This window comes from Sphingomonas sp. PSPC2-2 (assembly GCF_049897725.1).
In the GTDB taxonomy this organism is placed as follows: domain Bacteria; phylum Pseudomonadota; class Alphaproteobacteria; order Sphingomonadales; family Sphingomonadaceae; genus Sphingomonas.
On record NZ_JAFCWU010000003.1, the window covers coordinates 32,539 to 53,696 of the forward strand.

The 21,158-nt window shown below is 65.9% G+C and carries 15 protein-coding genes; 6 read left to right on the top strand and 9 right to left on the bottom strand.

The window, feature by feature from the left end; translation table 11 throughout:
• Window positions 1-102 precede the first annotated feature (102 nt).
• A complete protein-coding gene (locus ACP7BY_RS06720) occupies window positions 103-852 on the top strand; it encodes an electron transfer flavoprotein subunit beta/FixA family protein (RefSeq protein WP_033967008.1) in 750 nt (249 codons plus the stop codon).
• Complete coding sequence (locus ACP7BY_RS06725) at window positions 849-1,778, top strand: electron transfer flavoprotein subunit alpha/FixB family protein (RefSeq protein WP_033966993.1); 930 nt, start codon at window positions 849-851, stop codon at window positions 1,776-1,778. Before ACP7BY_RS06720 ends, ACP7BY_RS06725 begins: the two co-directional genes overlap by 4 nt.
• Window positions 1,779-1,841: 63 nt before the next feature.
• On the opposite strand, the gene nhaA is transcribed toward ACP7BY_RS06725, so the two are convergent.
• The 5 genes from nhaA to ACP7BY_RS06750 all read right to left on the bottom strand — a co-directional run bounded on the left by nhaA (window position 1,842) and on the right by ACP7BY_RS06750 (window position 7,029).
• Window positions 1,842-3,065: a Na+/H+ antiporter NhaA gene (gene nhaA, locus ACP7BY_RS06730; RefSeq protein ID WP_137902886.1), complete on the bottom strand. Its 1,224-nt coding sequence runs from the start codon at window positions 3,063-3,065 to the stop codon at window positions 1,842-1,844.
• 59 nt (window positions 3,066-3,124) lie between these two features.
• Window positions 3,125-3,946 (bottom strand): shikimate 5-dehydrogenase, encoded by an 822-nt coding sequence (locus ACP7BY_RS06735; protein ID WP_033966999.1) that lies wholly within the window; start codon window positions 3,944-3,946, stop codon window positions 3,125-3,127.
• Between the two features lie 14 nt (window positions 3,947-3,960).
• Window positions 3,961-5,526, bottom strand: coding sequence for a lysine--tRNA ligase (locus tag ACP7BY_RS06740; RefSeq protein ID WP_137902887.1), 1,566 nt, complete (start codon window positions 5,524-5,526; stop codon window positions 3,961-3,963).
• Between the two features lie 133 nt (window positions 5,527-5,659).
• Window positions 5,660-6,484, bottom strand: coding sequence for a hypothetical protein (locus tag ACP7BY_RS06745; RefSeq protein ID WP_033967003.1), 825 nt, complete (start codon window positions 6,482-6,484; stop codon window positions 5,660-5,662).
• A complete protein-coding gene (locus tag ACP7BY_RS06750; RefSeq protein WP_137902888.1) occupies window positions 6,481-7,029 on the bottom strand; it encodes a hypothetical protein in 549 nt (182 codons plus the stop codon). The genes ACP7BY_RS06745 and ACP7BY_RS06750 overlap by 4 nt, the downstream gene beginning before the upstream one ends.
• 491 nt (window positions 7,030-7,520) lie before the next feature.
• On the opposite strand from ACP7BY_RS06750, the gene ACP7BY_RS06755 reads away from it, so the two are divergent.
• Both ACP7BY_RS06755 and ACP7BY_RS06760 read left to right on the top strand, forming a co-directional pair.
• Window positions 7,521-10,229, top strand: coding sequence for an ATP-dependent DNA helicase (locus ACP7BY_RS06755; RefSeq protein ID WP_137902889.1), 2,709 nt, complete (start codon window positions 7,521-7,523; stop codon window positions 10,227-10,229).
• 11 nt (window positions 10,230-10,240) lie between these two features.
• Complete coding sequence (locus tag ACP7BY_RS06760; RefSeq protein ID WP_033965678.1) at window positions 10,241-10,789, top strand: SixA phosphatase family protein; 549 nt, start codon at window positions 10,241-10,243, stop codon at window positions 10,787-10,789.
• On the opposite strand, the gene ACP7BY_RS06765 is transcribed toward ACP7BY_RS06760, so the two are convergent.
• A complete protein-coding gene (locus ACP7BY_RS06765; RefSeq protein WP_033965680.1) occupies window positions 10,786-11,313 on the bottom strand; it encodes a YceD family protein in 528 nt (175 codons plus the stop codon). The two genes, ACP7BY_RS06760 and ACP7BY_RS06765, sit on opposite strands and share 4 nt — an antisense overlap.
• The gene (locus ACP7BY_RS06770) at window positions 11,310-11,834 is read right to left on the bottom strand and encodes a ubiquinol-cytochrome C chaperone family protein (protein ID WP_137902890.1); all 525 of its coding nucleotides are present in this window, start codon (window positions 11,832-11,834) and stop codon (window positions 11,310-11,312) included. The genes ACP7BY_RS06765 and ACP7BY_RS06770 overlap by 4 nt, the downstream gene beginning before the upstream one ends.
• 93 nt (window positions 11,835-11,927) lie before the next feature.
• Here ACP7BY_RS06770 and ACP7BY_RS06775 point away from each other — a divergent pair, with 93 nt between their 5' ends.
• Together ACP7BY_RS06775 and ACP7BY_RS06780 are read left to right on the top strand one after the other, a co-directional pair.
• Window positions 11,928-12,425, top strand: a complete 498-nt coding sequence (locus ACP7BY_RS06775; RefSeq protein WP_033965682.1) for an outer membrane protein assembly factor BamE — start codon at window positions 11,928-11,930, stop codon at window positions 12,423-12,425.
• 133 nt (window positions 12,426-12,558) lie between these two features.
• Window positions 12,559-13,008, top strand: coding sequence for an RcnB family protein (locus tag ACP7BY_RS06780; protein ID WP_033965692.1), 450 nt, complete (start codon window positions 12,559-12,561; stop codon window positions 13,006-13,008).
• A 40-nt stretch (window positions 13,009-13,048) separates the two neighbouring features.
• Here ACP7BY_RS06780 and pbpC read toward each other — a convergent pair whose 3' ends face one another.
• Both pbpC and ACP7BY_RS06790 read right to left on the bottom strand, forming a co-directional pair.
• A complete protein-coding gene (pbpC, locus tag ACP7BY_RS06785) occupies window positions 13,049-15,247 on the bottom strand; it encodes a penicillin-binding protein 1C (RefSeq protein ID WP_126848572.1) in 2,199 nt (732 codons plus the stop codon).
• Between the two features lie 52 nt (window positions 15,248-15,299).
• Window positions 15,300-21,122 (bottom strand): alpha-2-macroglobulin family protein, encoded by a 5,823-nt coding sequence (locus tag ACP7BY_RS06790; RefSeq protein ID WP_033965684.1) that lies wholly within the window; start codon window positions 21,120-21,122, stop codon window positions 15,300-15,302.
• Window positions 21,123-21,158: the final 36 nt, after the last annotated feature.

Consider the following 21,158-nt stretch of genomic DNA (forward strand, 5'->3'; position numbering starts at 1 on the left):
ACGGCACAGCCGAATGGCGTACCGGACTTGCGAAAAGCGCGTGAAACCGCCATTTGGACAGCCGATGCTGCCGAGCAAGAAACTGCCTTGGAAGGAATGCCGATGAGAGTGCTGGTCCCGGTCAAGCGCGTGCTTGACTATAATGTGAAGCCCCGCGTGAAGGCGGACGGGACGGGGGTCGACCTCGCCAACGTCAAGATGAGCATGAACCCGTTCGACGAAATCGCCGTCGAAGAGGCGATCCGCCTGAAGGAAAAAGCGGGCGTCACCGAGATCGTCGTCGTGTCGATCGGCGAGCAGAAAGCGCAGGAAACGCTGCGTACCGCGCTCGCCATGGGTGCCGACCGCGCGATCCTGATCGTATCCGAAGACAAGGTCGAGCCGCTGGGCGTCGCCAAATTGCTCGCCAAGATCGTCGAGGAGGAAAAGCCTGACCTCGTCATTCTCGGCAAGCAGGCGATTGACGATGACAACAACCAGACCGGCCAGATGCTGGCAGGGCTGCTCGGTCGCGGCCAGGCGACCTTCGCCTCCAAGGTCGAACTGTCGCCCGGCACTGTCGTGGTGACGCGCGAAGTCGACGGTGGTGCGGAGACCGAATCGCTGCCGCTGCCCGCGATCATCACGGTCGACCTGCGCCTCAACGAGCCGCGTTATGCCTCGCTGCCCAACATCATGAAGGCCAAGTCCAAACCGCTCGCGCAGAAGACCCCGGCTGATTACGGCGTCGATGTGTCACCGCGCCTGACCACGCTGAAAGTGGTCGAGCCGCCCAAGCGCTCGGCGGGTATCAAGGTCGCCGATGTCGATGAACTGGTGGCCAAGCTCAAGGCAATGGGAGTCGCGAAGTGAAGACGCTCGTTTGGGTCGAACATGATGGCGCATCCGTGAAGGACGCCACCCTCTCCACCGTCACCGCCGCTGCCAAGCTGGGTGAAGTGCATCTGCTCGTCGCTGGTCAAGGCGTCGGCGCGGTGGCCGAGGCCGCCGCGAAGATCGCGGGCGTCGGCAAGGTGCATGTCGCGGACGACGCGGCCTATGCCCATGCGTTGGCTGAAAACGTCGCGCCGCTGGTCGCCAAGCTGATGGAAACGCATGACGCGTTCCTCGTGCCCGCGACCACCAACGGCAAGAACATCGCGCCGCGCGTCGCCGCCTTGCTCGACGTGATGCAGATTTCGGACATCCTCTCGGTCGAGAGCGAGGATACTTTCACGCGTCCGATCTATGCCGGCAACGCCATCGCCACGGTGCAGACCAAGGATGCCAAGAAGGTGATCTCGGTGCGCGGCACCGCCTTTGAGAAGGCTGCGACCGAAGGCGGCACGGGCACGATCGAAGCGGTTGCCTCGACCGGCGATGCGGGTGTTTCGACCTATGTAGGTTCGGAAATCGCCAAGTCGGAGCGGCCCGAGCTGACCTCGGCCAAGATCATCGTCTCCGGCGGGCGTGCGCTCGGGTCGAGCGAGCAGTTCCACGCCGTGATCGATCCGCTCGCCGACAAGCTCGGCGCGGGCGTCGGTGCCAGCCGCGCTGCGGTCGATGCGGGCTATGCGCCCAACGACTATCAGGTCGGCCAGACCGGCAAGATCGTCGCCCCCGAAGTCTATGTCGCGGTCGGCATTTCGGGCGCGATCCAGCATCTGGCGGGGATGAAGGACAGCAAGACCATCATCGCCATCAACAAGGACGAAGACGCGCCGATCTTCCAGGTCGCCGATCTCGGCCTCGTCGGCGATCTGTTCAAGATCGTGCCGGAGCTGACCGAAAAGCTCTGATTGACCGGCATCGTTACAAGGGACGGGCGCTCCAGACGGGGCGCCCGTTTTCGTTTGGAGGGATCAGGCAGCCTTCGCGCGCGGCGCGATATAGCGCAGCACAATATAGCCGGCGATCGCCGACAGGAGCGATCCGCCGAGCACGCCGATCTTGACCGAATCCTGCAGCTGCGCGTCGCCCGGAAAAGCGAGGCCGCCGATGAACAGGCTCATCGTGAAGCCGATCCCGGCGAGCAGGCCGACGCCATAAAGCTGCAGCCAGCGCATCCCCTTGGGGCGCTTGGCAATCCCCAAGCATTCGGCCAGCGCGACGCCACCGACGATCCCGGCCTGCTTGCCCAGGAACAGGCCGCCGGCAATGCCCAGCACCAGCGGATCGCCCAGCGTTGCCGCCGACACGCCCAGAAGCGATACGCCCGCATTGGCAAAGGCGAACAACGGCACGATGCCGAACGCGACCCACGGCGACAGAGCATGTTCAAGCCGGTGGAGCGGCGAATGTGCGGCATCGGGCGCGCCAGGCGAGGTGGCGACCGGTATCAGCGCGGCGGCAATCACGCCCGCAACGGTTGCGTGGACGCCCGATAGCAGCACTAGCCACCATAGACCAACAAAGCCGAGCAGATAGGGCCACAAGGCCACCACCCCGCGCCGGTTGAGCGTGAACAGGATCAGCACCGTCCCCGCCGCGCCCGCCAGCGCGATCCAGTCGATGCCATGGCTATAGACCAAGGCGATGATCGCCACCGCGCCGCAATCATCGACGATCGCGACGGTGGTGAGAAACAGCTTTAGCGCGGGGCTGACGCGCTTGCCGAGCAGCGCCAGCACGCCGATCGCAAAGGCGATGTCGGTCGCCGCCGGGATGGCCCAGCCCGGATGCAGCGCCGGCGCGCCGCCGGTGATGGCGAGATACACCAGCGCCGGCATCGCCATCCCCGCGCCCGCCGCGATGATCGGCAAGCGCCGTCGCGCGGGGCTCGCCAATTGCCCGTCGACCAGTTCGCGTTTGATCTCGAGGCCAACCAGCAGGAAGAACACTGCCATCAAGCCGTCGTTGATCCACAGATGCACCGTCATCGGCCCGATGGCAGCGGCCAATACCGGCCCCGTCTTATGGTGCAGAAACGCGAAATAGGCGGGGGCGAGCTCCGAATTGGCGAAGATCAGCGCGAACGCGGCCGCCGCCATCAGCACCATACCGCCCGCCGCTTCCTGCGCGAGGAAGGTGCGCAGTGCCGAACGGATGTTTCGGGCTACGCGGCGCGACGTGGTGGGGTTGGCCATGCCCCTAGCCTAGCGGTACGGGCCCCGGTGCGAAACCGAAACCGGAGCCGTTCGGGGTTTTACCCCGCCGCGCGGGCAAAGGTGCCGGCGTCGGCGACTTGCGCGTCGCTGGGGGTGACGCCGGTATAGAGCACGAACTGGTCGAGGGCTTGCAAGGTCGCGATCTCGGTGCCGGTGATGATCCGTTTGCCCGCCGCTTGCGCGGCGCGCAGCAGCCGTGTTTCCGGCGGATATTGCACCACGTCGATGACGACCCGGCTTGCCACGATCATCGTTTCGGGAAAGGCGAGCGCATCGGCGTCGCCGCCCGCCATGCCGATCGGCGTGACGTTGATCAGCAAGGGCGCGCCCGCCGGGTCGAGATCGGCCCGCCAGCGAAAACCGTAGCGCGTTGCCAGTGCCTGTCCCTGCTCGGCGTTGCGCGCGACGATCGTGCCGTTGCGAAACCCGCTATTGCAGAGTGCCGCGGTCACCGCCTTGGCCATGCCGCCCGATCCGCGCAGCAGAAATGGCGTTGCGGGGTCGATGTCGGCAATCAGCCGCGCCACCGCCGCATAATCGGTATTGTGCCCGGTCAGCGCGCCCTCATCGTTGACGATGGTATTGACGCTGTCGATCGCGGCGGCGGAGGGGGCGATGCCGTCGAGCAGCGGGATCACCGCTTCCTTGAACGGCATCGAAATCGCGCAACCGCGAATGTCGAGCGCGCGAATGCCGCGCACCGCGCCCTCCAGGTCGCGCGTCGAAAACGCCTTGTAGACGAAATCGAGCCCGAGCAGCTCATAGAGCCGGTTGTGGAAGCGCGTCCCGAAATTGCCCGGGCGTGCCGATAGCGACATGCACAGCCGCGTCTCACGCCCGATCAGCGGTTTGGTGGGCATGGGGTGCGTCCTCGTTAGTCTGCCAGCGCTTCGGCGATCAGTGTACGGGTGTTGTCGATGCCGTACAGCGCGATGAAGCTGCCCATGCGCGGGCCTTGCGTGGAGCCGAGCAGCGTTTCGTACAGCGCCCCGAACCAGGCGCGCAGCGGATCGAACCCGCCTTCATTGCCGATCGCATAGACGATGTTCTGCAAATCGACCGCCGAGCTGTCGGCAGGCGCGTTGGCCAGCTCGCGGTCGAGCCGTTCGAGCGCGGCGACTTCGATGCCCTCGGGCTTGCGGCGCTGGAGCGTCGGCGCGACGTAATCGCGGTTATAGGCGAGTGCATGACCGATCAGCGCATCGAGTTCGGGCGTAACGGCACCTTCGATGTAATTGCTGAGATAGCCGTGGACTTGCTCCGCGGTCGCGCCTGCGCCCAGCACGCCGACCAGATTGAGCAGCAAGCCGAAGGTGACCGGCGGATTCGTGTCCGGCACCGCGGCATTGTGAATGTGGTGCACCGGATTGCCGAGTTTCTGCTCGACCGGCTGCGCCGCATAGCTTCCGCGGAACTGGAAATACTCGTCCACCGCGCGCGGAATGACGCCGATGTGCAACTGCTTGGCCTTTTTCGGCTCGCGATAGGCGAAGAAGGACAAGCTTTCCTGCGTGCCGTAATCGAGCCATTGCTCCAGCGTCAGGCCATTGCCCTTGGACTTGGAGATCTTCTCGCCCTTTTCGTCGAGGAACATCTCGTAGATCAACCCCTCGGGCGGGCGACCGCCGAGCACGCGCGCGATCTTGCCCGACTGCACGCCGCTGTCGATCAGGTCCTTGCCGTACATCTCATAATCGACGCCAAGCGCGACCCAGCGCATTGCCCAATCGACCTTCCATTGCAGCTTGGCCTGCCCGCCGAGCACCGATTGGACGAGCACTTCCCCATCGCTGTCGGTGAAGCGGATCGTGCCCTGCTCGACATTGACGACCTCGACCGGGACTTGCAGCACGATCCCCGTCTTTGGGCTGATCGGCAGGATCGGCGAATAAGTAGCGGCGCGTTCCTTGCGCAGCGTCGGCAGCATCACGCCCATGATCGCGGCATAGTTGCGCAGCACGCCCTTCAGCGCATCGTCGAACACGCCGGCTTCATATTGCGAGGCCGACGAGATGAATTCGTACTCGAAGCCGAAGCGATCGAGAAAATCGCGCAGCATGGCGTTGTTGTGGGCAGCGAAGCTCTCGAACTTCTCGAACGGATCGGGAATGCGGCTGAGCGGCTTGCCGAGATGCGTCGCAAGCATCGCCTGGTTGGGCACATTGTCGGGCACTTTCCGCAACCCGTCCATATCGTCGCTAAACTCGATCAACCGCGTCGGCGCATCGGACAGCGTCTGGAACGCATGGCGCACCATCGTCGTGCGCAGCACTTCGTTGAAGGTGCCGATATGCGGCAGGCCCGACGGACCATAGCCGGTCTCGAAGATGATCGGCGCACCACCCGGTTTGCCCTCGGGATAGCGCTTGAGCAGCTTGCGCGCCTCTTCATACGGCCAGGCTTTGGAATCGAGGGCGGCGGTGCGGAAATCGGTGGTCATGCGAAGCGTCTAGCGCGGTGGGGGCGGTTCGTCACGTAGGGGGCTGGGGGCGCCGATCATGCGATGCCTTCGTGAAGCTCCTGCGCCTCGGCTTCGATCAGGGCGCCATGAGAGTATTGGCTCTCGCGCGTCGCTACTCGGCCAGTTTGCCCGTCCGCGCATCGACCGCACGACCGCGTTGGTACGAGAGCAAGCCAGGGATCGGCGCGAGTCGGTTGATGCTGACCGCCCCTGGCTCATAATATTCCCCAACCACATCGAACTGCGCCAGTTCGAGGGGAAGACTCTTGAGCGACGCCGGAACCGCGGTGGTTGCATCAGCGGGCACAAGCGCTTCGCCCAAAACAAAGCCATATTGGAACATCGAAGCGCCGAGATTGTCCTCCAAATGCGGCAGGGGTGAAGCCTTGTGGACCTTGTCGGTATAGATTGCTCCGACGTGGGTAATGACGCCGGGGCGAGCTGCGAACATGACGGTGCCCAGGCAATTGCAGGTGATCAGGCCTTGCTGGAGCGTGATGCCATAGAGGATATAGGTGCCGGGAGGAACCTCCAGCAGCACGGTGCGCATCTCGCCATCCTCAAGAAATTCGCCGTTCTTGACGACGAAGCTGTTCGCCTTACCGCTAAAATTGAACTCGAATTCATCGATGTTGGGTACTGGATTTCCTTTAGCCTTTTTGACCAACCCCGGCAGCGCCGCAGCATAGGCTGCTTTCTTGGCAGCGAGATATGCGCTTGATTCCTCGGCGGTCGGGATACGCAACATAACTGGCTGGATGGCTAACATTCCTGATTTGGCCTTGCTCACAGTCATGAGCAAATAGGCAGCGTCAGGACGCAGCCCCGTCGGCGTGGTCCGCAGTTGTACCACCCCGGCATTATCTCGGGCCGAAGCATTGCCGGGCAATGCCAGTATCACAAGAATCGCAAGCACGCTCAAGAGCAGCCGGGTCATTCCGTCACCGCCGCATCCTGTGGCTTCGGACCTGAAGCGATCTTGGCCTGCATCAGCCGCACCTGCTGCTCATCGCCCTCGTTCAGCGCCTTCCACACCGTTTCGGATATCGGATAGCGTTCATAGCCCCTTGTCCCCATGCAACGGCGCATTTTGTTGCTACGCATCCCCCGTTCCAGCTTGGGTAGGATGATATCTCCGATGATGTCGCCGACCAGGCCATAGATCGGCACCGGCTTGATCGCTTTACGACGATGGCTCTCATCCCATGGAATGAAGCCGGGCACCTTGACGAGGCCTGCGCCCGTCAGGTGCGCACGGCATTCGGCGAAATCCTGATAGGCCTCTGAGAATCTTACGGTAGGGTTGTGGAAATAATAGAATTTATAACCTTCGGCGCGGACTTTGGGATCGGTCGAAGGCGAGATATCGGGCACGTTGATCGTCGCCGGATCGGGTAGGCCTCGTATAGTTGTCCCGTTCTGCGCAACGGCCGCAACCGGCAGCAGTAAAGTCGTCAGTATCCATCGTGACATTCGTGCCATGCGAACAGCCTATGATGCCTTGCTGATCGTCGCAAGGACCACGCTCGACATCGCGATACAAAGCTTACGATGAAAGCGGTCTTTTGCCATTCTGAGCAAAGATAGGCCCGTTCCAGATCGACCGCCCGTTTTGACTGCATCGCCCTGGGCAAACGTTCAAACAGCGGCCCAAGCCGCTGTCCACATCCCCAATCCGTGCCAAAGTCGACCCGCTCTTTCAAACCGTCGATCCCGCGCGTGTCGCAAAGCCGCTTTGCAAGACCCAATGTGGCTCCGTCCCGCAGCGGCGGCGTGTGCGACATACATTTCGCCTAACCTTAGCCTAACCTTCCGCACCCCATCCCACCCATCCAGAGCGTACCTACGCCCCCCAAATCCTGACGTGCCACGCCCCGCACATCACCCTTGATGGTGCGACTCTGTGTGACTTTACGCCACGCCCTCCACCCCGCGCCCGTTGCCATTCCGTTCCAACCCGCTATCTCCAACCCATGCTCCCATATCCCGCCCTCCACGCCAGCCACAGCGGCATCTGGATTGCGGATGAAGGCGGCACACGGCCGATCGGGCGGGGGGAGGCGATCCGGATTGCCGCCGATACGCCGGTGATCCTGCTCAATGCCGCCTTGGTCGGGCAGCGGCTGGGCTATGCCGATCTGTCGGGGCTCGATCTGCTCGAACTGTTCGCCTTTCTGTGTCCGGCGCGCTTCATGGTGCCGACGCCGCGCGGGGTCGCGCGCGTTACGGGGCTGACGCCGCCCGCCGCCGATGCCGAAGTCGCCACCTTCCTGCGCGCAGCCGCCGGGGCGTTGCTCGGCATGATCGAGGGCGAGTGGCCCGAACGCGAGGGCGCGTGGACCGCGGCGCAGTCGCTGTTTCGTCTCCGCTGGACCTGGGCACCGGTGCTGACGCAGCGTTTGAAAAAGCCCGAGACGGCCGAGCGCTGGCTGTTCACCAAGCTCGGCGAATGGTCGGAGGGCGCGCCGCGCGCGCAGCCGCGCACCGTCACGCTGGAGGCGGACGAAACGCAGGCCCGGCTCGCCCGCTTGACTGGCAGCACCGCCGAGCAGCGTCCCGGCCAGCGTGCTTACGCACAGGCGGCGCGCGAGGCGTTTGGGCCGCGCATGGCGGCGGGGATGCCCAATATGGTGCTCGCCGAAGCCGGCACCGGCATCGGCAAGACGCTTGGCTATCTCGCGCCGGCTTCGCTCTGGGCGGAGAAGGCCGATGGCGCGGTGTGGGTATCGACCTTCACCAAGGCGCTGCAACGGCAATTGGGGCATGAAAGCGCGCGGCTGTTTCCCGATGCGGTAACCCGCCGGGCGAAGGTGGTGACGCGCAAGGGCCGCGAGAATTACCTGTGCCTGTTGAACCTGGAGGATGCGCTGCAAGGCGGTTTCGCCGGGCGCGCCGCGATCCTGGCGCAGCTGGTCGCGCGCTGGGCAGCGTATAGCGCCGATGGCGATATGGTCGGCGGCGATCTGCCTGGCTGGCTGCCGACGCTGTTTCGTCGCAACGGCGCGACCGCGCTCACCGACCGGCGCGGCGAGTGCGTTTATGCGGGGTGCCCGCATTACCGCAAATGCTTCATCGAAAAGGCGGCGCGCGCGAGTGCCGATGCCGATCTGGTCATCGCCAACCATGCACTGGTGATGGTCAACGCCGCGCGCGGGCGCGAATCGACCACGCGCCCGACACGCTATGTGTTCGACGAGGGGCATCATCTGTTCGATGCCGCCGACGCGATGTTCTCGACCGCGCTCACCGGTGCCGAGACGATCGAGCTCAGGCGTTGGGTGCTCGGCCCCGAATCGGGCGGGCGCGGGCGGCGGCGCGGGTTGGCGGCACGGCTGTCCGACGTCGCGAGCTATGACGAGGGCGGCGCGCGCGCGATCGCCGATGCGGTGAACGCGGCGCAGGCGCTGGCGAGCGATGGCTGGCTGCAGCGTCTGGGCGAGGGCGCGCCGTTCGGCCCGATCGAGGCGCTGCTCGCGGCGGTGCGCGGCCTCACCTATGCGCGCGCCGAATCGGGGCGCGATCCGGGCGGTGATGCGGGCTATGGCTTGGAGACCGAACTGGCCGAACCCGATCCCGGCTTGATCGAGGCGGCAGGTCCGGCGGCGGAAGCGCTGGATGCGTTGGTGCGCCCGCTGGTGGCGCTCGGGCGGCGACTCGAGGCGGTGCTCGACGAAGCGCCCGACTGGATGGATGGCCCGGCGCGCGCGCGCATCGAAGGCGCGGTGGCCTCACTCGGCTGGCGTGCCGAGACGGTGGCGGCGTGGCTGTCGCTGCTCGCGCGGATCGGTGGCCCCGCCTCGCCCGATTTCGTCGACTGGATGGCGGTCGATCGGGTCGAGGGGCGCGATTATGATGTCGGCCTGCACCGCCATTGGCTCGATCCGACGCGGCCCTTTGCCGAGACCGTGCTGAAACCCGCGCATGGCGTGCTGGTGACCTCGGCGACCTTGCGCGGCGGCGGCGATTGGGACGTGGCGGAGGCGCGCACCGGGGCGACACATCTGCTGCGCGGCGCAAGCCGGTTCGAGGCGGCGTCGCCGTTCGATTATGCGGCGCAGGCCGAGGTGCTGATCGTCACCGATGTGAAGCGCGGCGACATGGGCGCGCTCGCCAATGCCTATGCGCGGCTCGGCGTGGCGAGCGGCGGCGGGATGTTGGGCCTGTTCACCGCGATCCGGCGGTTGCGCGGCGTCCATGCTCGCATTGCCGATCGGCTCGCGCGCGAGGGGTTGCCGCTCTACGCCCAGCATGTCGACCCGATCGACACCGGCACATTGGTCGATATTTTTCGCGATGCTCCGGCGGCCTCCTTGCTCGGCACAGACGCGCTGCGCGACGGAGTCGATGTGCCGGGCCGCTCGCTGCGGATGGTGGTGATGGAGGGCGTGCCCTGGCCCAAGCCGACCGTGCTGCACGCCGCGCGGCGTCTGGCAGGGGGCGGTAGCGGCTATGACGATCGCATCGTGCGGGCAAGGCTGGCGCAGGCATTTGGGCGCTTGATTCGCCGCGCCGACGATCACGGCGTGTTCGTTCTGCTGTCTGCCGCGATGCCATCGCGGTTGCTGACGGCGTTCCCGCCGGGCGTCCGCATCACGCGCGTGACGCTGGATGAAGCGGTGGCGCGTGCAGCGGCGCTTCCCTCTGCCGCGCAAACGGGGCATGAGGCGCGCGAAACCGCCTGACGGAGACTCGCATGACCGCCGGCACCAAGACGCTGACGTTGCTCCGCCACGCCAAATCGGGGTGGGACGATCCTGCGCTCCGCGATTATGACCGCGCCCTCAACGCGCGCGGCAAACGCGCCGCCGCGCTGATCGGCGGCTATTTGCGCAGTGGTGGCGCGGTGTTCGATCACATCATCGCCTCGCCCGCGCTCCGTGTGGTAGAGACGTTGGCGCAGGTCGAAACGGGCTATGGCCGCACGCTTGCGCCCGAGTGGGATCGGCGCATCTACCTCGCTTCGGCGGTTACGCTGCTGGATATCGTCCACGAATTTTCCGAGGATAGCGCGCGGGTCCTGCTGGTGGGCCACAATCCCGGGCTGGAGGATCTGGCGATGCTGCTGGTTCCGAACTCGGACGAGCCCGCGCGCGTCGCGCTTGAGGCCAAATATCCGACCGCGACTATCGCCGAACTCGCGTTCGAAGGGGGCTGGGCCGATCTGGCGGCGGGGAGCGCGCGGCTGGTGCGCTTCGTTCGTCCGCGCGATCTCGATCCAGCATTGGGCCCTGAAGAGGATTAATCCTTCGCCAGCAGGCTCTTCAAACCGGCCAACGCCCCTGCGGGCTTGGCCTCTTCCTCGCTGATCACCCCTGCTTCGCGCAGCGCCGCCGCTGCATTGGGGCCGCGCGGGAACGGGTCGAGTGCCAGTGCCATCGTCTCCGCCGCCGCTTCGCCGAGATCGATCGCCGCCCCGTCATAGGGCATCGTGTCGAGCGCATCGAGATCGAGTTCGATTTCCTCCTCGGCGGCGGCTTCCTGCTCGGTGACGAAGCGCAAGGCGACGTCTTCGCTGACGGTGACGGGCAACGGCTCCTCGGTCACCGAGCACGCCTGCACCACCGACGCGCGCACTTCGCCGCGTGCCACCACGCCCGCCGCATCGCGCTGCACGCGGAAGGTCGCCTCCAGCCGATCGACCGCGAGCAGGCCAAACCGTTCCGCCAGTGCTGCCCGTTCGGTCGCATCGGCGGTGATCGAGACGCTGCGGGCCCCCTCGCCGATCGTGTCGATTCGCTCCAGTCGCGAAAATTCTGGGGTGGTCATGGCAAGTCTCCAGCGATCATCGCGGGGGCAGGGGTGGCGGCGAGCGCGTCGCGAAAGGCGATCAGCGCGGCTTGCGTATGTGCCAGCGCGGGCGGGGTGGGGTCGACGCCGCGATAGAGATTGCGCTGCAGCGCCGCAGTGAGATCGCCCATCGCCAGCCCATCGCGATATGCGCCCAGCCGCCCGCCAAGCATGCTCATCATCTTGCCGATATGCTTGCCGACCCCGATGTCGCCAATGCCGCTTTCGCGCAATTGTCCGTCCATGTCGGTGACGAAACGCTCGGTCAGGCGCGCGCTGACGGAGGCCGATTCGGCGTCTCCTTCCAGTCGCAACAGCACCAGCGCCAGCACCGCCGCCACCATATCGAAACGCCCGTCGAGCGTATCGGGCACGCCGCCCGCCTCATACCAATGCGGCGCGCGCGCGCGTTCGATCACGCCATTGTACAGCCGCAACGCGACCGTATCGCGCTCCCCGCCCAGCAATCTGGTAAGCCAGCCCAAAACCTTGTTCCCCATGCGCCCTTGTTTGGCCGCGTTTCCCGGCATATTGAGGCTCCCTGTCCGCGATGCAATGCGTCCCGGACCTTTGCGTGCCTGTGGAGAGTGTCGATGAGCCCCAAGTCCGTCCGCCTGATGACGGCCGCTGCCCTCGCCACCAGTGTGTTCGGGGCCAGCGCCTGCGTTCCGCTGAAGGGGCATCAGGGCTATGTCATCGATTCGGATCTGGTGAATTCGGTCCAGGCGGGCACGGATACCCGCCAGTCTGTGCTGGCGGTGCTCGGCAAGCCGACCTTCACCAGTGAATTCAACCAGGGCGACTGGTATTACATTTCGCGCGACGTGCGCAATTTTGCCTATAATAATCCGCATGTCCGCGATCAGGTGACGCTGCGCATCAGCTTCGATTCGCGCGGCGTCGTGTCGGCGGTGCGGCGCTCGGGGGCCGAGCAGGTCGCGTCGATCAGCCCCTCGGGCAAGACCACGCCGACCTTGGGCAAGAAGCGCAGCTTCTTCGACGAACTGTTCGGCAATATCGGCACGGTCGGCGCGATTGGTGGCGGCCAGGGCGGCAACAACAACACCGGTGGCGGCCGCGATACGCCGTAACGGGGCGAAACGCCCTTTCGGCAATCCTGACAAAATCCTGTCATCTGTGTTCGCAAACCGTTCAGGGCGCGCTTGCCAAAATCCCTTGCATGGCTTGACCTCTTGATCCGGTCGGCCAGACATGGAGGATATGATGCGCAAATTCATTGCCACCGCGCTGCTCGCTGCAACTCTCGTCCCGGTTGCCGCCAGTGCTCAATCGAACGAAGACCTGCGCCGGGACCGGCAAGACATCCGGCGCGACCAGCGCGATCTCCGCGACGCCCGCCACGATTATCGGGAAGACGTACGCGATCGGGAGCGCGCGTGGGGCCGCGATGACTGGCGCGGCTGGCGTGATCGCAACCCCAATTGGTATGCGCGCGGCCACTGGGAAGCGCCGTTCCGTTACACCGCGTTCCGCCCCGGCCTGCGCATCGGCGCGCCTTATTATGGCCCGCGCTACATCATCGCCGATCCATGGCGCTATCATCTGCGTCGTCCGGCTTATGGCCAGCAGTGGATCCGGCACTATGACGACGTGATCCTGGTCGATACGCGGCGCGGCTATGTCATCGACGTGATCCGCGGCTTCTATCGCTAAACCATATCGCACCGGCCGCGCCCTCGGCGCGGCCGGTGTTTCAGCGAATCGTGAACATCACTTGATCGACCACGCGCCCGCCGACATCGGTGAGGCGCAAGCGGTGCGTGCCCGGCCCGGCGATGATTTCGGGTTGCGAATCCGCCGCTCCAATGTCGGTCTTGTCGAGCCACAAACGGTGCGCCGTCACCGCGCCCGAAACATCCACCGCGAGGCGTTGCCGGTCGTGCGGGATGTCCGGGTCGATCGCATAGACGCTGCCCGACACCGGATTGGTGATACGCGGCCGGCGCGATTCGTCGGGCGCGAAGGCGATGTGGCTTTGCCCGGTGCCGGCCAGAAAATATTCGGTGCGCGGTTGTTCGATCGCGCGCGCAAAGGTGATCGCGCGCGCTTCCACGCCCGCCGGGCGCGGCGGCGGCGTGCCGCGTTCCTCGGCATTGAGCGACAGCATGATGTCGCGCCACACCGGTGCCGCGCCGCTGACGCCCGACACCGCACGCATCGAATCGCCCTCGAGATTACCGACCCACACGGCAACCGTGTATTTCTGCGTGAAGCCGATGCACCAATTGTCGCGCAACGCCTTGCTCGTCCCCGTCTTCACCGCCGCCCAGAAGGGCAAATGCAGCGCCGAATCGAGCCCGAAAGTGACCGCGCGGGCATTGGCGTCGGCCATCATGTCGGCGACGATCCATGCGGCTTGCGGGGTGGTAATCGCGCGCGGGGCGGTGTGCGGTGCATCGAGCGTCAGCCGCAGCGGTGACCAGCGCCCGCCTTGCGCGAGGCTACGGTAAGCATCAGCCTGTTCGAGCAGGGTGACTTCAGCCGATCCCAAGGCAAGCGAATAGCCGTAATACTCGCCATCCTCGACCAGCCCGCGATAGCCCGTATCCCATAGTCGGTCGCGAAACGGATCGACCCCGACGAGCAGCAAGGTGCGCACGGCAGGCACGTTGAGCGACCCCGCCAGCGCCGAACGCGCCGACACCGGCCCCTTAAAGCCGCGATCGTAATTCTGGGGCACGTACAGGCCAGACGCCGTATCGAGCTGCACCGGCGAATCGTCGAGGATCGAGGCCGGGGTCAGATAGCCCTTCTCGATTGCCTGGGCATAAAGGAACGGCTTCAGCGTCGATCCCGCCTGGCGATAGCTGTTCGCGCCGTCGACGGCGGGCGCGGTCGACGCCCCACCAATGCCGCCGACATACGCCAGCACGTCGCCGCTGGCATTGTCGACCACCACCACCGCGCCATCGCGGGCGCGCGCGCCGCCAAGGCCCTGCAACTGCCGCTTCAAGGCGACGATGGCGAGCGTCTGGATGCGGCGATCGAGCGTGGTGGTCACCTTGAGCCCGGGCTTGGTCAGCAACCGGTCCGACAGATGCGGGGCAAGGCCGGGATCAAGCGCGAGGCTGCGCGCCGGGCCGAGCATCGAGGCGGCTTCCCCGGCAAAACGCCCGCAGTCCTGCTCGTGCGATACGGCGCAGGCGCGCCGCGCGACGGTTCCGGCGTCGGCCTGCGGATCGGGCAGCAGCGCCGCCAGTAGCAGTGCGTCATCGCGGGCGAGCGCGTCGGGGGTCTTGCCGAACAGCCCGAGCGCGGCCGCGCCAATGCCCTGCGCTTCGCCGCGAAACCCGGCCAGGTTGAGATAGGCTTCGAGGATCTGATCCTTCGACCAGCGTGATTCGAGCGCCCAGGCGGCGCGCATCTGGCGGATCTTGTCCCAGAAATGGCGCTGGCCGGGGGCGGCAAGGTCGGGCGCGAGGAAACCGGCGACCTGCATCGACAGCGTACTCGCCCCGCGCGCCCGTTCGCCCTTGGCCTTGTCGCGCGCGACCCCGGCGAGCGCGAGCCAGTCGACGCCGCCGTGTGAGAAGAAGCGGCGGTCCTCGACACCGACGATCGTCGTGCGCGCCACCGGGGCGATGTGGTCGAGCGGGGTCCAGGCGAGGCGGCGCGCCTTGAAATCGACCCGCGCGCTGTCGATCAGCACGCCGTTTCGGTCATAGAGCCACGCTTCGGATGGATGCCATGCGGCGCGGACCTGGGCGTAACCGGGGAGCGGCGGGGGCATGGTCGCATAATCAAGCGCGATGAAGGCGACGAGCGCGAGCGTTAGCCCGGCGACGCTCGCCCCCGCCCGAGTCTGGAGCGCAGCCCAAAGCTTTTCACCACCCCGGCGAACGCCGGGGCCCAGTTGCGACAGTTTCTGCAAGAGAGCGCCACGCTCGATCATTCAACGGCCCGATACTGGGCCCCGGCGTTCGCCGGGGTGGATTCAACAAAGATTATCGCTGCACGACCGTCATCGTATCGATCGGCAGTTGCGCGCGGATCGCGGGCGAATACATCGCCTCGACCCGGCTCGGCGGCAGGTTGAAGCGCCCCGCCCCGTTCAGCCGCAGCATGTACGACGCGCTGAACGCCCCGCGTGGCACCCAGCCATAATAGGCCCGCCAGGTATCGCTCCGCCGTTCGACATAGGCGGGCACGACGCCGACCTGAATGTCCCACAGCTTGCCATCGGCATCGCGCGCCTCGAACTTGGTGCCAGGCCCGGCCTGCGCCTGTCCGGCGAGGATTTGCGATTGCCCGCCCAGATCGCCGATGATCGTCGCGCCCGCCGGGATCGGATCGTTGATCACCACCCAGTTACGCTCGGCGCTGGCCTTGACCGTGATCGTCACCTTGACCACGTCGCCCCGCGTCAGCACCCCCTTGGTGCGCGCTTGTATCACCTCGACACGGCGCTGCATCTCATAGCCGGCGAACAGCGGCTTGGTCAGTGGCACCGCTGCCGACACCGAGACGGTGGCCCACGGCCCGGCTCCACCCGATTGCGCGAGTTTCAGCGGGGTCTGGGTCGTCGGCAGCGCAAAGCTTGCGGTGCGCGCGGTGGCGGCGAGCGGCCAGCTCTTGCTGATCGTCTGCGTGCCCAACCCCAGCGTCGTCGTGCCGATGATCGCGCTGGCGGGATAGAGCGCGCCGAACTTGCGCGCCGCGATCGTGCCCCAGGCATTGGCGGTAGTGGTGTCCCATCGCCCGTGCGACTGGCGCAGCGCAACGCCGACCATCATCTTGGCGGCTTCGTCCTGCCAGCCCGGGCGACCGAGCGTGGCGATCACGGTCTTGATCGACGCTTCGTCGCCCGACGACATCAGCCACCATGGCTGGTTGCTGCTGTCCGAGAGATCAAGCCGCGTGCCTTCATAGACCAGCCGCGTGCGCAGGACCGCCTCTGCCGCACTCTTCAAAGCGGGCCCGTTGGCGAGGCCCTGGAGATGGTCGAGCGACACCAGATAATCGGCAAGCAACGCAGTCGGCATTTCCTTTGGTGTCATGCTCAATTGGCCGAGCATGGCAGGCGTCGCGGCACCGGCACGGGCGAGCGCGTTGAAGGCATAGACGCGCTGCCAGCGCACATCGCCATAATCCTCATGCCGCAAGCGCCCGTCGAGCACGGCCTTCAGCCCTTCGATCATCTTCCCGCGCGGGCCTGCCGGGATCGGCAATCCCGCGTCGGACGTCATCGCCAGCACATAAGCGGTCAGCGCTTCCGAGCCGGTCAGGCTGCCCGATGGCCAATAGCGCAGCAGGCCGTCATCTGCCTGATAGGCGGGAAGATCGCCCGCCAGGGATTGCCACAGGCCGGCATCGCCGAGCGCAACGGCGCGCGAAAGGCGCTGTTCGAAGCAATCATAAGGATAGCGCGCCATGAACTCGCGCACCCCGGCGAGCGGCGGTGCCAGCGTATCGTCGAGCCGGATATCGACCGTGCCGCGCCCCGCGATCGCGCCCGCAGGCGGCTGGATCGGGATGGTGGTGTCCGCGCCAACGCGCGCCAGCGTGCCCGCCCAGACTTCGACCGGATAGAGCGGCACCACCGCCTGATCGGTGGTGATCTGATCGACCGCTTTGCCGTTCGACGCCTTGGCGCTGACATGCCAGCGCAAGCGATCGATATTGGCCGGTGCGGTCAGATTCCACGCAACCGGCACCGCGCCGCCCGCCGGGATCGTCACCGTCAGCGGTTTGCCCTGCGCGATGGCCGGGGTGAGGTCGACCGTTGCCGTCACCGTCATCGGCTTGTCCGATCCGTTGCGCAGCGTGAAGCTCGACGCATAGAAATCGCCGGTGCGCACGACCGGGGGAATGCCGGCATAGATCGACAGATCCTGCGCGGTGCGCACGCTCGTCATGCCCGTGCCGTAAAGTTGCGCGCCATCGGTGGCGATCGCGACCAGTTTGAACGACGACAGCGCGTCGCTCAGCGTCACCGGAATGCGGGCATGGCCGTTCTCGTCGAGCGCGACGCGGCCCTTCCACAGGATCACCGGCTGGAAATTCTCGCGATTGAGCCCGGAGGAATCGCCGCCGCCGCCGCCACCGGCCTCGACCGCTTTCTTGCCATAATGGCGTTTGCCGACGACTTGGGTCTGTGCGGTCGAGGTCAGCACCGACAGCGGGCGCTCGCCCATCAGCGCGGTCAGCACGTCCCAGCTATCATTGGGGGCGAGTTGCAGCAGCGCCTCATCGACCGCCGCAAAGGCAACGTCGGCGGTGCGCGCAGGCTTGCCGTCGGGCGTCTTCACCGCGACATCGACTTGCGCCACGTCGCGCACGGCGTAGCGCGCGCGATCGGCCTTGACCGCGACGTGCAGTTGATGCGCTTCCCAGCCGACCTTCACCTTGGCGATGCCGAGGCGATAGCTCGGCTTGGCGAGATCGACGAGTGCGGTCGGCTCCTGTCCCTCGGGCGGGCTGCTCGCCAGCCCGACCGACTGGGCGATGCCGTGCAGCCACGTCCAGAATCCGCTTTCGGTACGGCCGCGCACGACCATGACCGAGACGAACACGTCGGGCGCGTAACTGCCCGGCATCTTCACTTCGACCACCGGATCGGTGCCGCTGAGTTCGGTGACGAAGCTCGACAGCACGCCTTCGCGCTCGACCGTGACCAGCGCCGTCGCCTTGCGGAAGGGCATGCGCACCTGGAAGCGCGCGATGTCGCCTGCTTTATAAGCCTGCTGTTCGGGCACGACGTCCATGCGGTCGCCATTGTCGCCGCCAAACCACCAATCGTCATTGCCCGCCAGCCACACGCTTTGCGTCGCGCGCGCTTCATTGCCGTTCGCGTCCTTGGTCGTCGCCACGGCATAGACTTCGCCCGAAATGCCCGGCGCAATCTTGCATGTCGCCAGCCCCTGCGCATCGGTCGTCGCGGTGCAGCTTTGCGAGAGCTTGGTCGTCTTCATGCGGTTGTCATAGGCATAGAAGCCGCCGATCAGTCGCCGCCGGGCCGTCAGGATCTGGCGGCTGTAGAGCGCGACCGAAATCGCCTGGTTGGCGATCGGCTTGCCATTCGTGTCGAGCGCGACGAAGCGCAGGCGCAAATCGTCCTGCTTCATCAGCCAGCCATCGGTCTTCACGCCCAGTTGCACGGCGCTCGGGAAGATCGGGATGCGCTTGGATGCGGTCAGCATTTCGCCATTGGCGTCCTGATAATCCATTTCGACCAGCATGTCGGTGACGCCGTCCAGCGTTTGCGGCACGGCGACGGTCTGCTTGCCGGTGCCATCACCGCCGAGCGTTGTGGGCAGGGTCTGCGTTGGCGGGAGCGCGGTCTGCTCCTCCTCGCCATCGCCGTTGAGCGGCTTGGTGCCCTCGGCGATCGCCTTGCCGCCGAAGCTGTAGCTTTCATAGCCGTCGGGCTTGGTGTCATGCGCGAAATAGCCGATGCGCATGTCGACCGGCAGGTTCGACGCGCCGCCACCCGACAGATAGCCGACGAATAGATCGAGCAGCAGGTTGGCGGGGCGGATCGCGGCGTCCTTGGGGCCGGTGACGCTCGCGCGCATCGTCGGCAATTTATATTCGTCGACCTTGAAGGATTGCGTGGTTTCGATGCGGCGACCGTCGACGATTACGGACAGGTCGTAATCGCCCATTGGCGCGCCGGCGGGGGCGGTCCACTCATTCTCGCCAATGCCATTGGCGTCGATCGTCAGCGGCAAATCGAACTGCGTGTCGGACCCGCGATGCTGCAGCCGCAGCGTACCGGACACCGCCGGGGCCATGCCGAAGCCATCGGCAATCGAGGTGCGCAGGATGTGCTTCATATGGATCGTCTCGCCCTGGCGGACGAGCATCCGGTCGAACACGGTGTGCAGCATTTCGCCGCGCGCCTGATAGCCATAAGGCAAATCGAAATCATATGGGCGGATGCCTTCGCCCCATGCCGTCAGCGTGAAGCTGAAATCGTCGGCGGCGCGCGCGGACACCATCAGCGGATGGCTGCTGGTGCCTTCGCAACTGCCCCAGGTCTCGGGCTCGGGCAGGCCCGGCGGGGCATAGACGCCGCCGCTCTTGTCGGTCACGCCGCGCGCGAGCACTTGGCCGGTGCAGCTGTCGCTCACGCGCACCTCGGCCCCGGCGACGGGCTTGCCGGTGTCGAGCGCGGTCACCCAGGCGAGGCTCTTGGCGCGGCCCCATTTGAAGTGGACGCTCATATTGGTGACGAGCGCCGCAGCGGCGACATAGCGCGGTGCCTTGCGCCCGAGCAACGCCTGGCCGAGCACGGGGCTGGCCAGTTCGACGACATAGAAACCGGGCTTGCCGCCACCGAGCGGCATGCCGACGACTTCGAAATCCTTGCCCTTGCCGGGCAGGCCGATCTTCAGCGACGCGCCTTGCTTGCCGAGGATCGAGGTCGCGCCGGTGTCGTTGATGCGGACCTTGTCCTTGCCGCGCGTTTCCTCATGGCTGGCCGTATCATCGGCATGGCCGACGGTGCGCAGCCATTCGGCGATCTTGCCATCCGACCCATCGATGCGCAGCGCTTGCCCGGCGATGCTGAGGTTGGTGCCCTGAAGCGCTGGTTCGACATTGCGCACCGTCACCGGCAGCACGCCGCCTTGCTTCGATTCCAAGATGCCGAAGGACGCGGCAAACTTCACCAGCGGCGGGGCTGCATCGAAGCGCACGTCGAGCGGGAAGCGCTCGGCATTGGAAAGCGCGCGCCCGCTCTCGTCCTTCACGCCCGCTGGCAGCAGCAGCTTGGCGGTTTGCGATTCGGGCAGCGGGCTCTTGAACCCGACCGACGAGACGGTCGCCTTGCTCTTGGCGTCGCCGTGCCCGGAATCTTCGGAGGAATCATCGAACAGCGTCGGGGTCAGCAGCTTGCCGTCGGCGGTCTGGATGCGGATTTGCTTGGCGAGATCGGTCGCGACGGGCGCGGAGAAGCGCACCCACGCTTTCTCGACCGGATTGCATCCGGCCTGCGCATTGACGCGGCCGCATTCGAAGCGGGCGGTAAAGGGCTTGCGCACGGTGTAATCGAAGCGCTGGTCGGCCCCTGCGGTCTTGCCGCTGGCCCCTGCGATGTTGGCACCCCATACCAACGCCATGTCGGTGCCCGGCGGCAGGGGACGGCGGCACTTCAGTGCGGTCACCCCGGCATAAGCCTTGGCGCGATCGGCAGCGGCGGGGATCGCGGCGGGGAGCCCGGCGCTTTCCAGGAAGTTCCGCACGTTCCAATTGTCGGTGCCCATTTCGCCCAGCAACTTGCCGGGCAAATCGGGTGCGAGCACTTCGACCGGAATCTTCTCGCCAATGCCCTTGACCGCGCAATAGGCGTTGGCAGCGACAGAGGCCGGGGTGGCGGGCAGGTTGGCGGCGACCAGGAAGACCTGATCCTCCTCAATCTCGCTGTCATATTGGCTGGGCAGCACCGCGCGCGCGACCGGGCCGCCGGCGTCGACCGAAAATTCCTGTTGCCCGGTCACGGCATAGCCCGACACGCTTTTCAGGCCCGAGCGCAGCTTGAACTTGCAGACGGTGCCGCCGGGCAGGCCGTTTGCGAAATCATAGACGAAGGTCTGCGGATCGACCCACCGCCCCTGCCCGCTGACCGCGCAGGTGACGTCGAAGGGCGAGGCCGCGCGCGGATCGCCGAGCGGTACGATCGGCTGGCTGAAGCGTGCGGTGAAACGTTCGATCGCGCCGTCGCCAATGCCGGGGGTGGCCAGGATGACTTGCGGGCTGGAGTCGCCAGAAGCTGCAAATGGAGCAAGCGCCAAAGCGAGCAGTGCGACTCGGAACGCGAGCTTCATCGAATCCTCCCAAAGGCTTTACCGCACGATATAAAG

Bases quoted from the DNA above. Each gene is read 5' to 3' on its own strand.
- ACP7BY_RS06720 (WP_033967008.1), top strand. From the start codon at position 103: ATGAGAGTGCTGGTCCCGGTCAAGCGCGTGCTTGACTATAATGTGAAG.
- nhaA (WP_137902886.1), bottom strand. From the start codon at position 3,065: ATGGCCAACCCCACCACGTCGCGCCGCGTAGCCCGAAACATCCGTTCG.
- ACP7BY_RS06735 (WP_033966999.1), bottom strand. From the start codon at position 3,946: ATGCCCACCAAACCGCTGATCGGGCGTGAGACGCGGCTGTGCATGTCG.
- ACP7BY_RS06740 (WP_137902887.1), bottom strand. From the start codon at position 5,526: ATGACCACCGATTTCCGCACCGCCGCCCTCGATTCCAAAGCCTGGCCG.
- ACP7BY_RS06745 (WP_033967003.1), bottom strand. From the start codon at position 6,484: ATGACCCGGCTGCTCTTGAGCGTGCTTGCGATTCTTGTGATACTGGCA.
- ACP7BY_RS06750 (WP_137902888.1), bottom strand. From the start codon at position 7,029: ATGGCACGAATGTCACGATGGATACTGACGACTTTACTGCTGCCGGTT.
- ACP7BY_RS06755 (WP_137902889.1), top strand. From the start codon at position 7,521: ATGCTCCCATATCCCGCCCTCCACGCCAGCCACAGCGGCATCTGGATT.
- ACP7BY_RS06760 (WP_033965678.1), top strand. From the start codon at position 10,241: ATGACCGCCGGCACCAAGACGCTGACGTTGCTCCGCCACGCCAAATCG.
- ACP7BY_RS06765 (WP_033965680.1), bottom strand. From the start codon at position 11,313: ATGACCACCCCAGAATTTTCGCGACTGGAGCGAATCGACACGATCGGC.
- ACP7BY_RS06770 (WP_137902890.1), bottom strand. From the start codon at position 11,834: ATGGGGAACAAGGTTTTGGGCTGGCTTACCAGATTGCTGGGCGGGGAG.
- ACP7BY_RS06775 (WP_033965682.1), top strand. From the start codon at position 11,928: ATGAGCCCCAAGTCCGTCCGCCTGATGACGGCCGCTGCCCTCGCCACC.
- ACP7BY_RS06780 (WP_033965692.1), top strand. From the start codon at position 12,559: ATGCGCAAATTCATTGCCACCGCGCTGCTCGCTGCAACTCTCGTCCCG.
- pbpC (WP_126848572.1), bottom strand. From the start codon at position 15,247: ATGATCGAGCGTGGCGCTCTCTTGCAGAAACTGTCGCAACTGGGCCCC.
- ACP7BY_RS06790 (WP_033965684.1), bottom strand. From the start codon at position 21,122: ATGAAGCTCGCGTTCCGAGTCGCACTGCTCGCTTTGGCGCTTGCTCCA.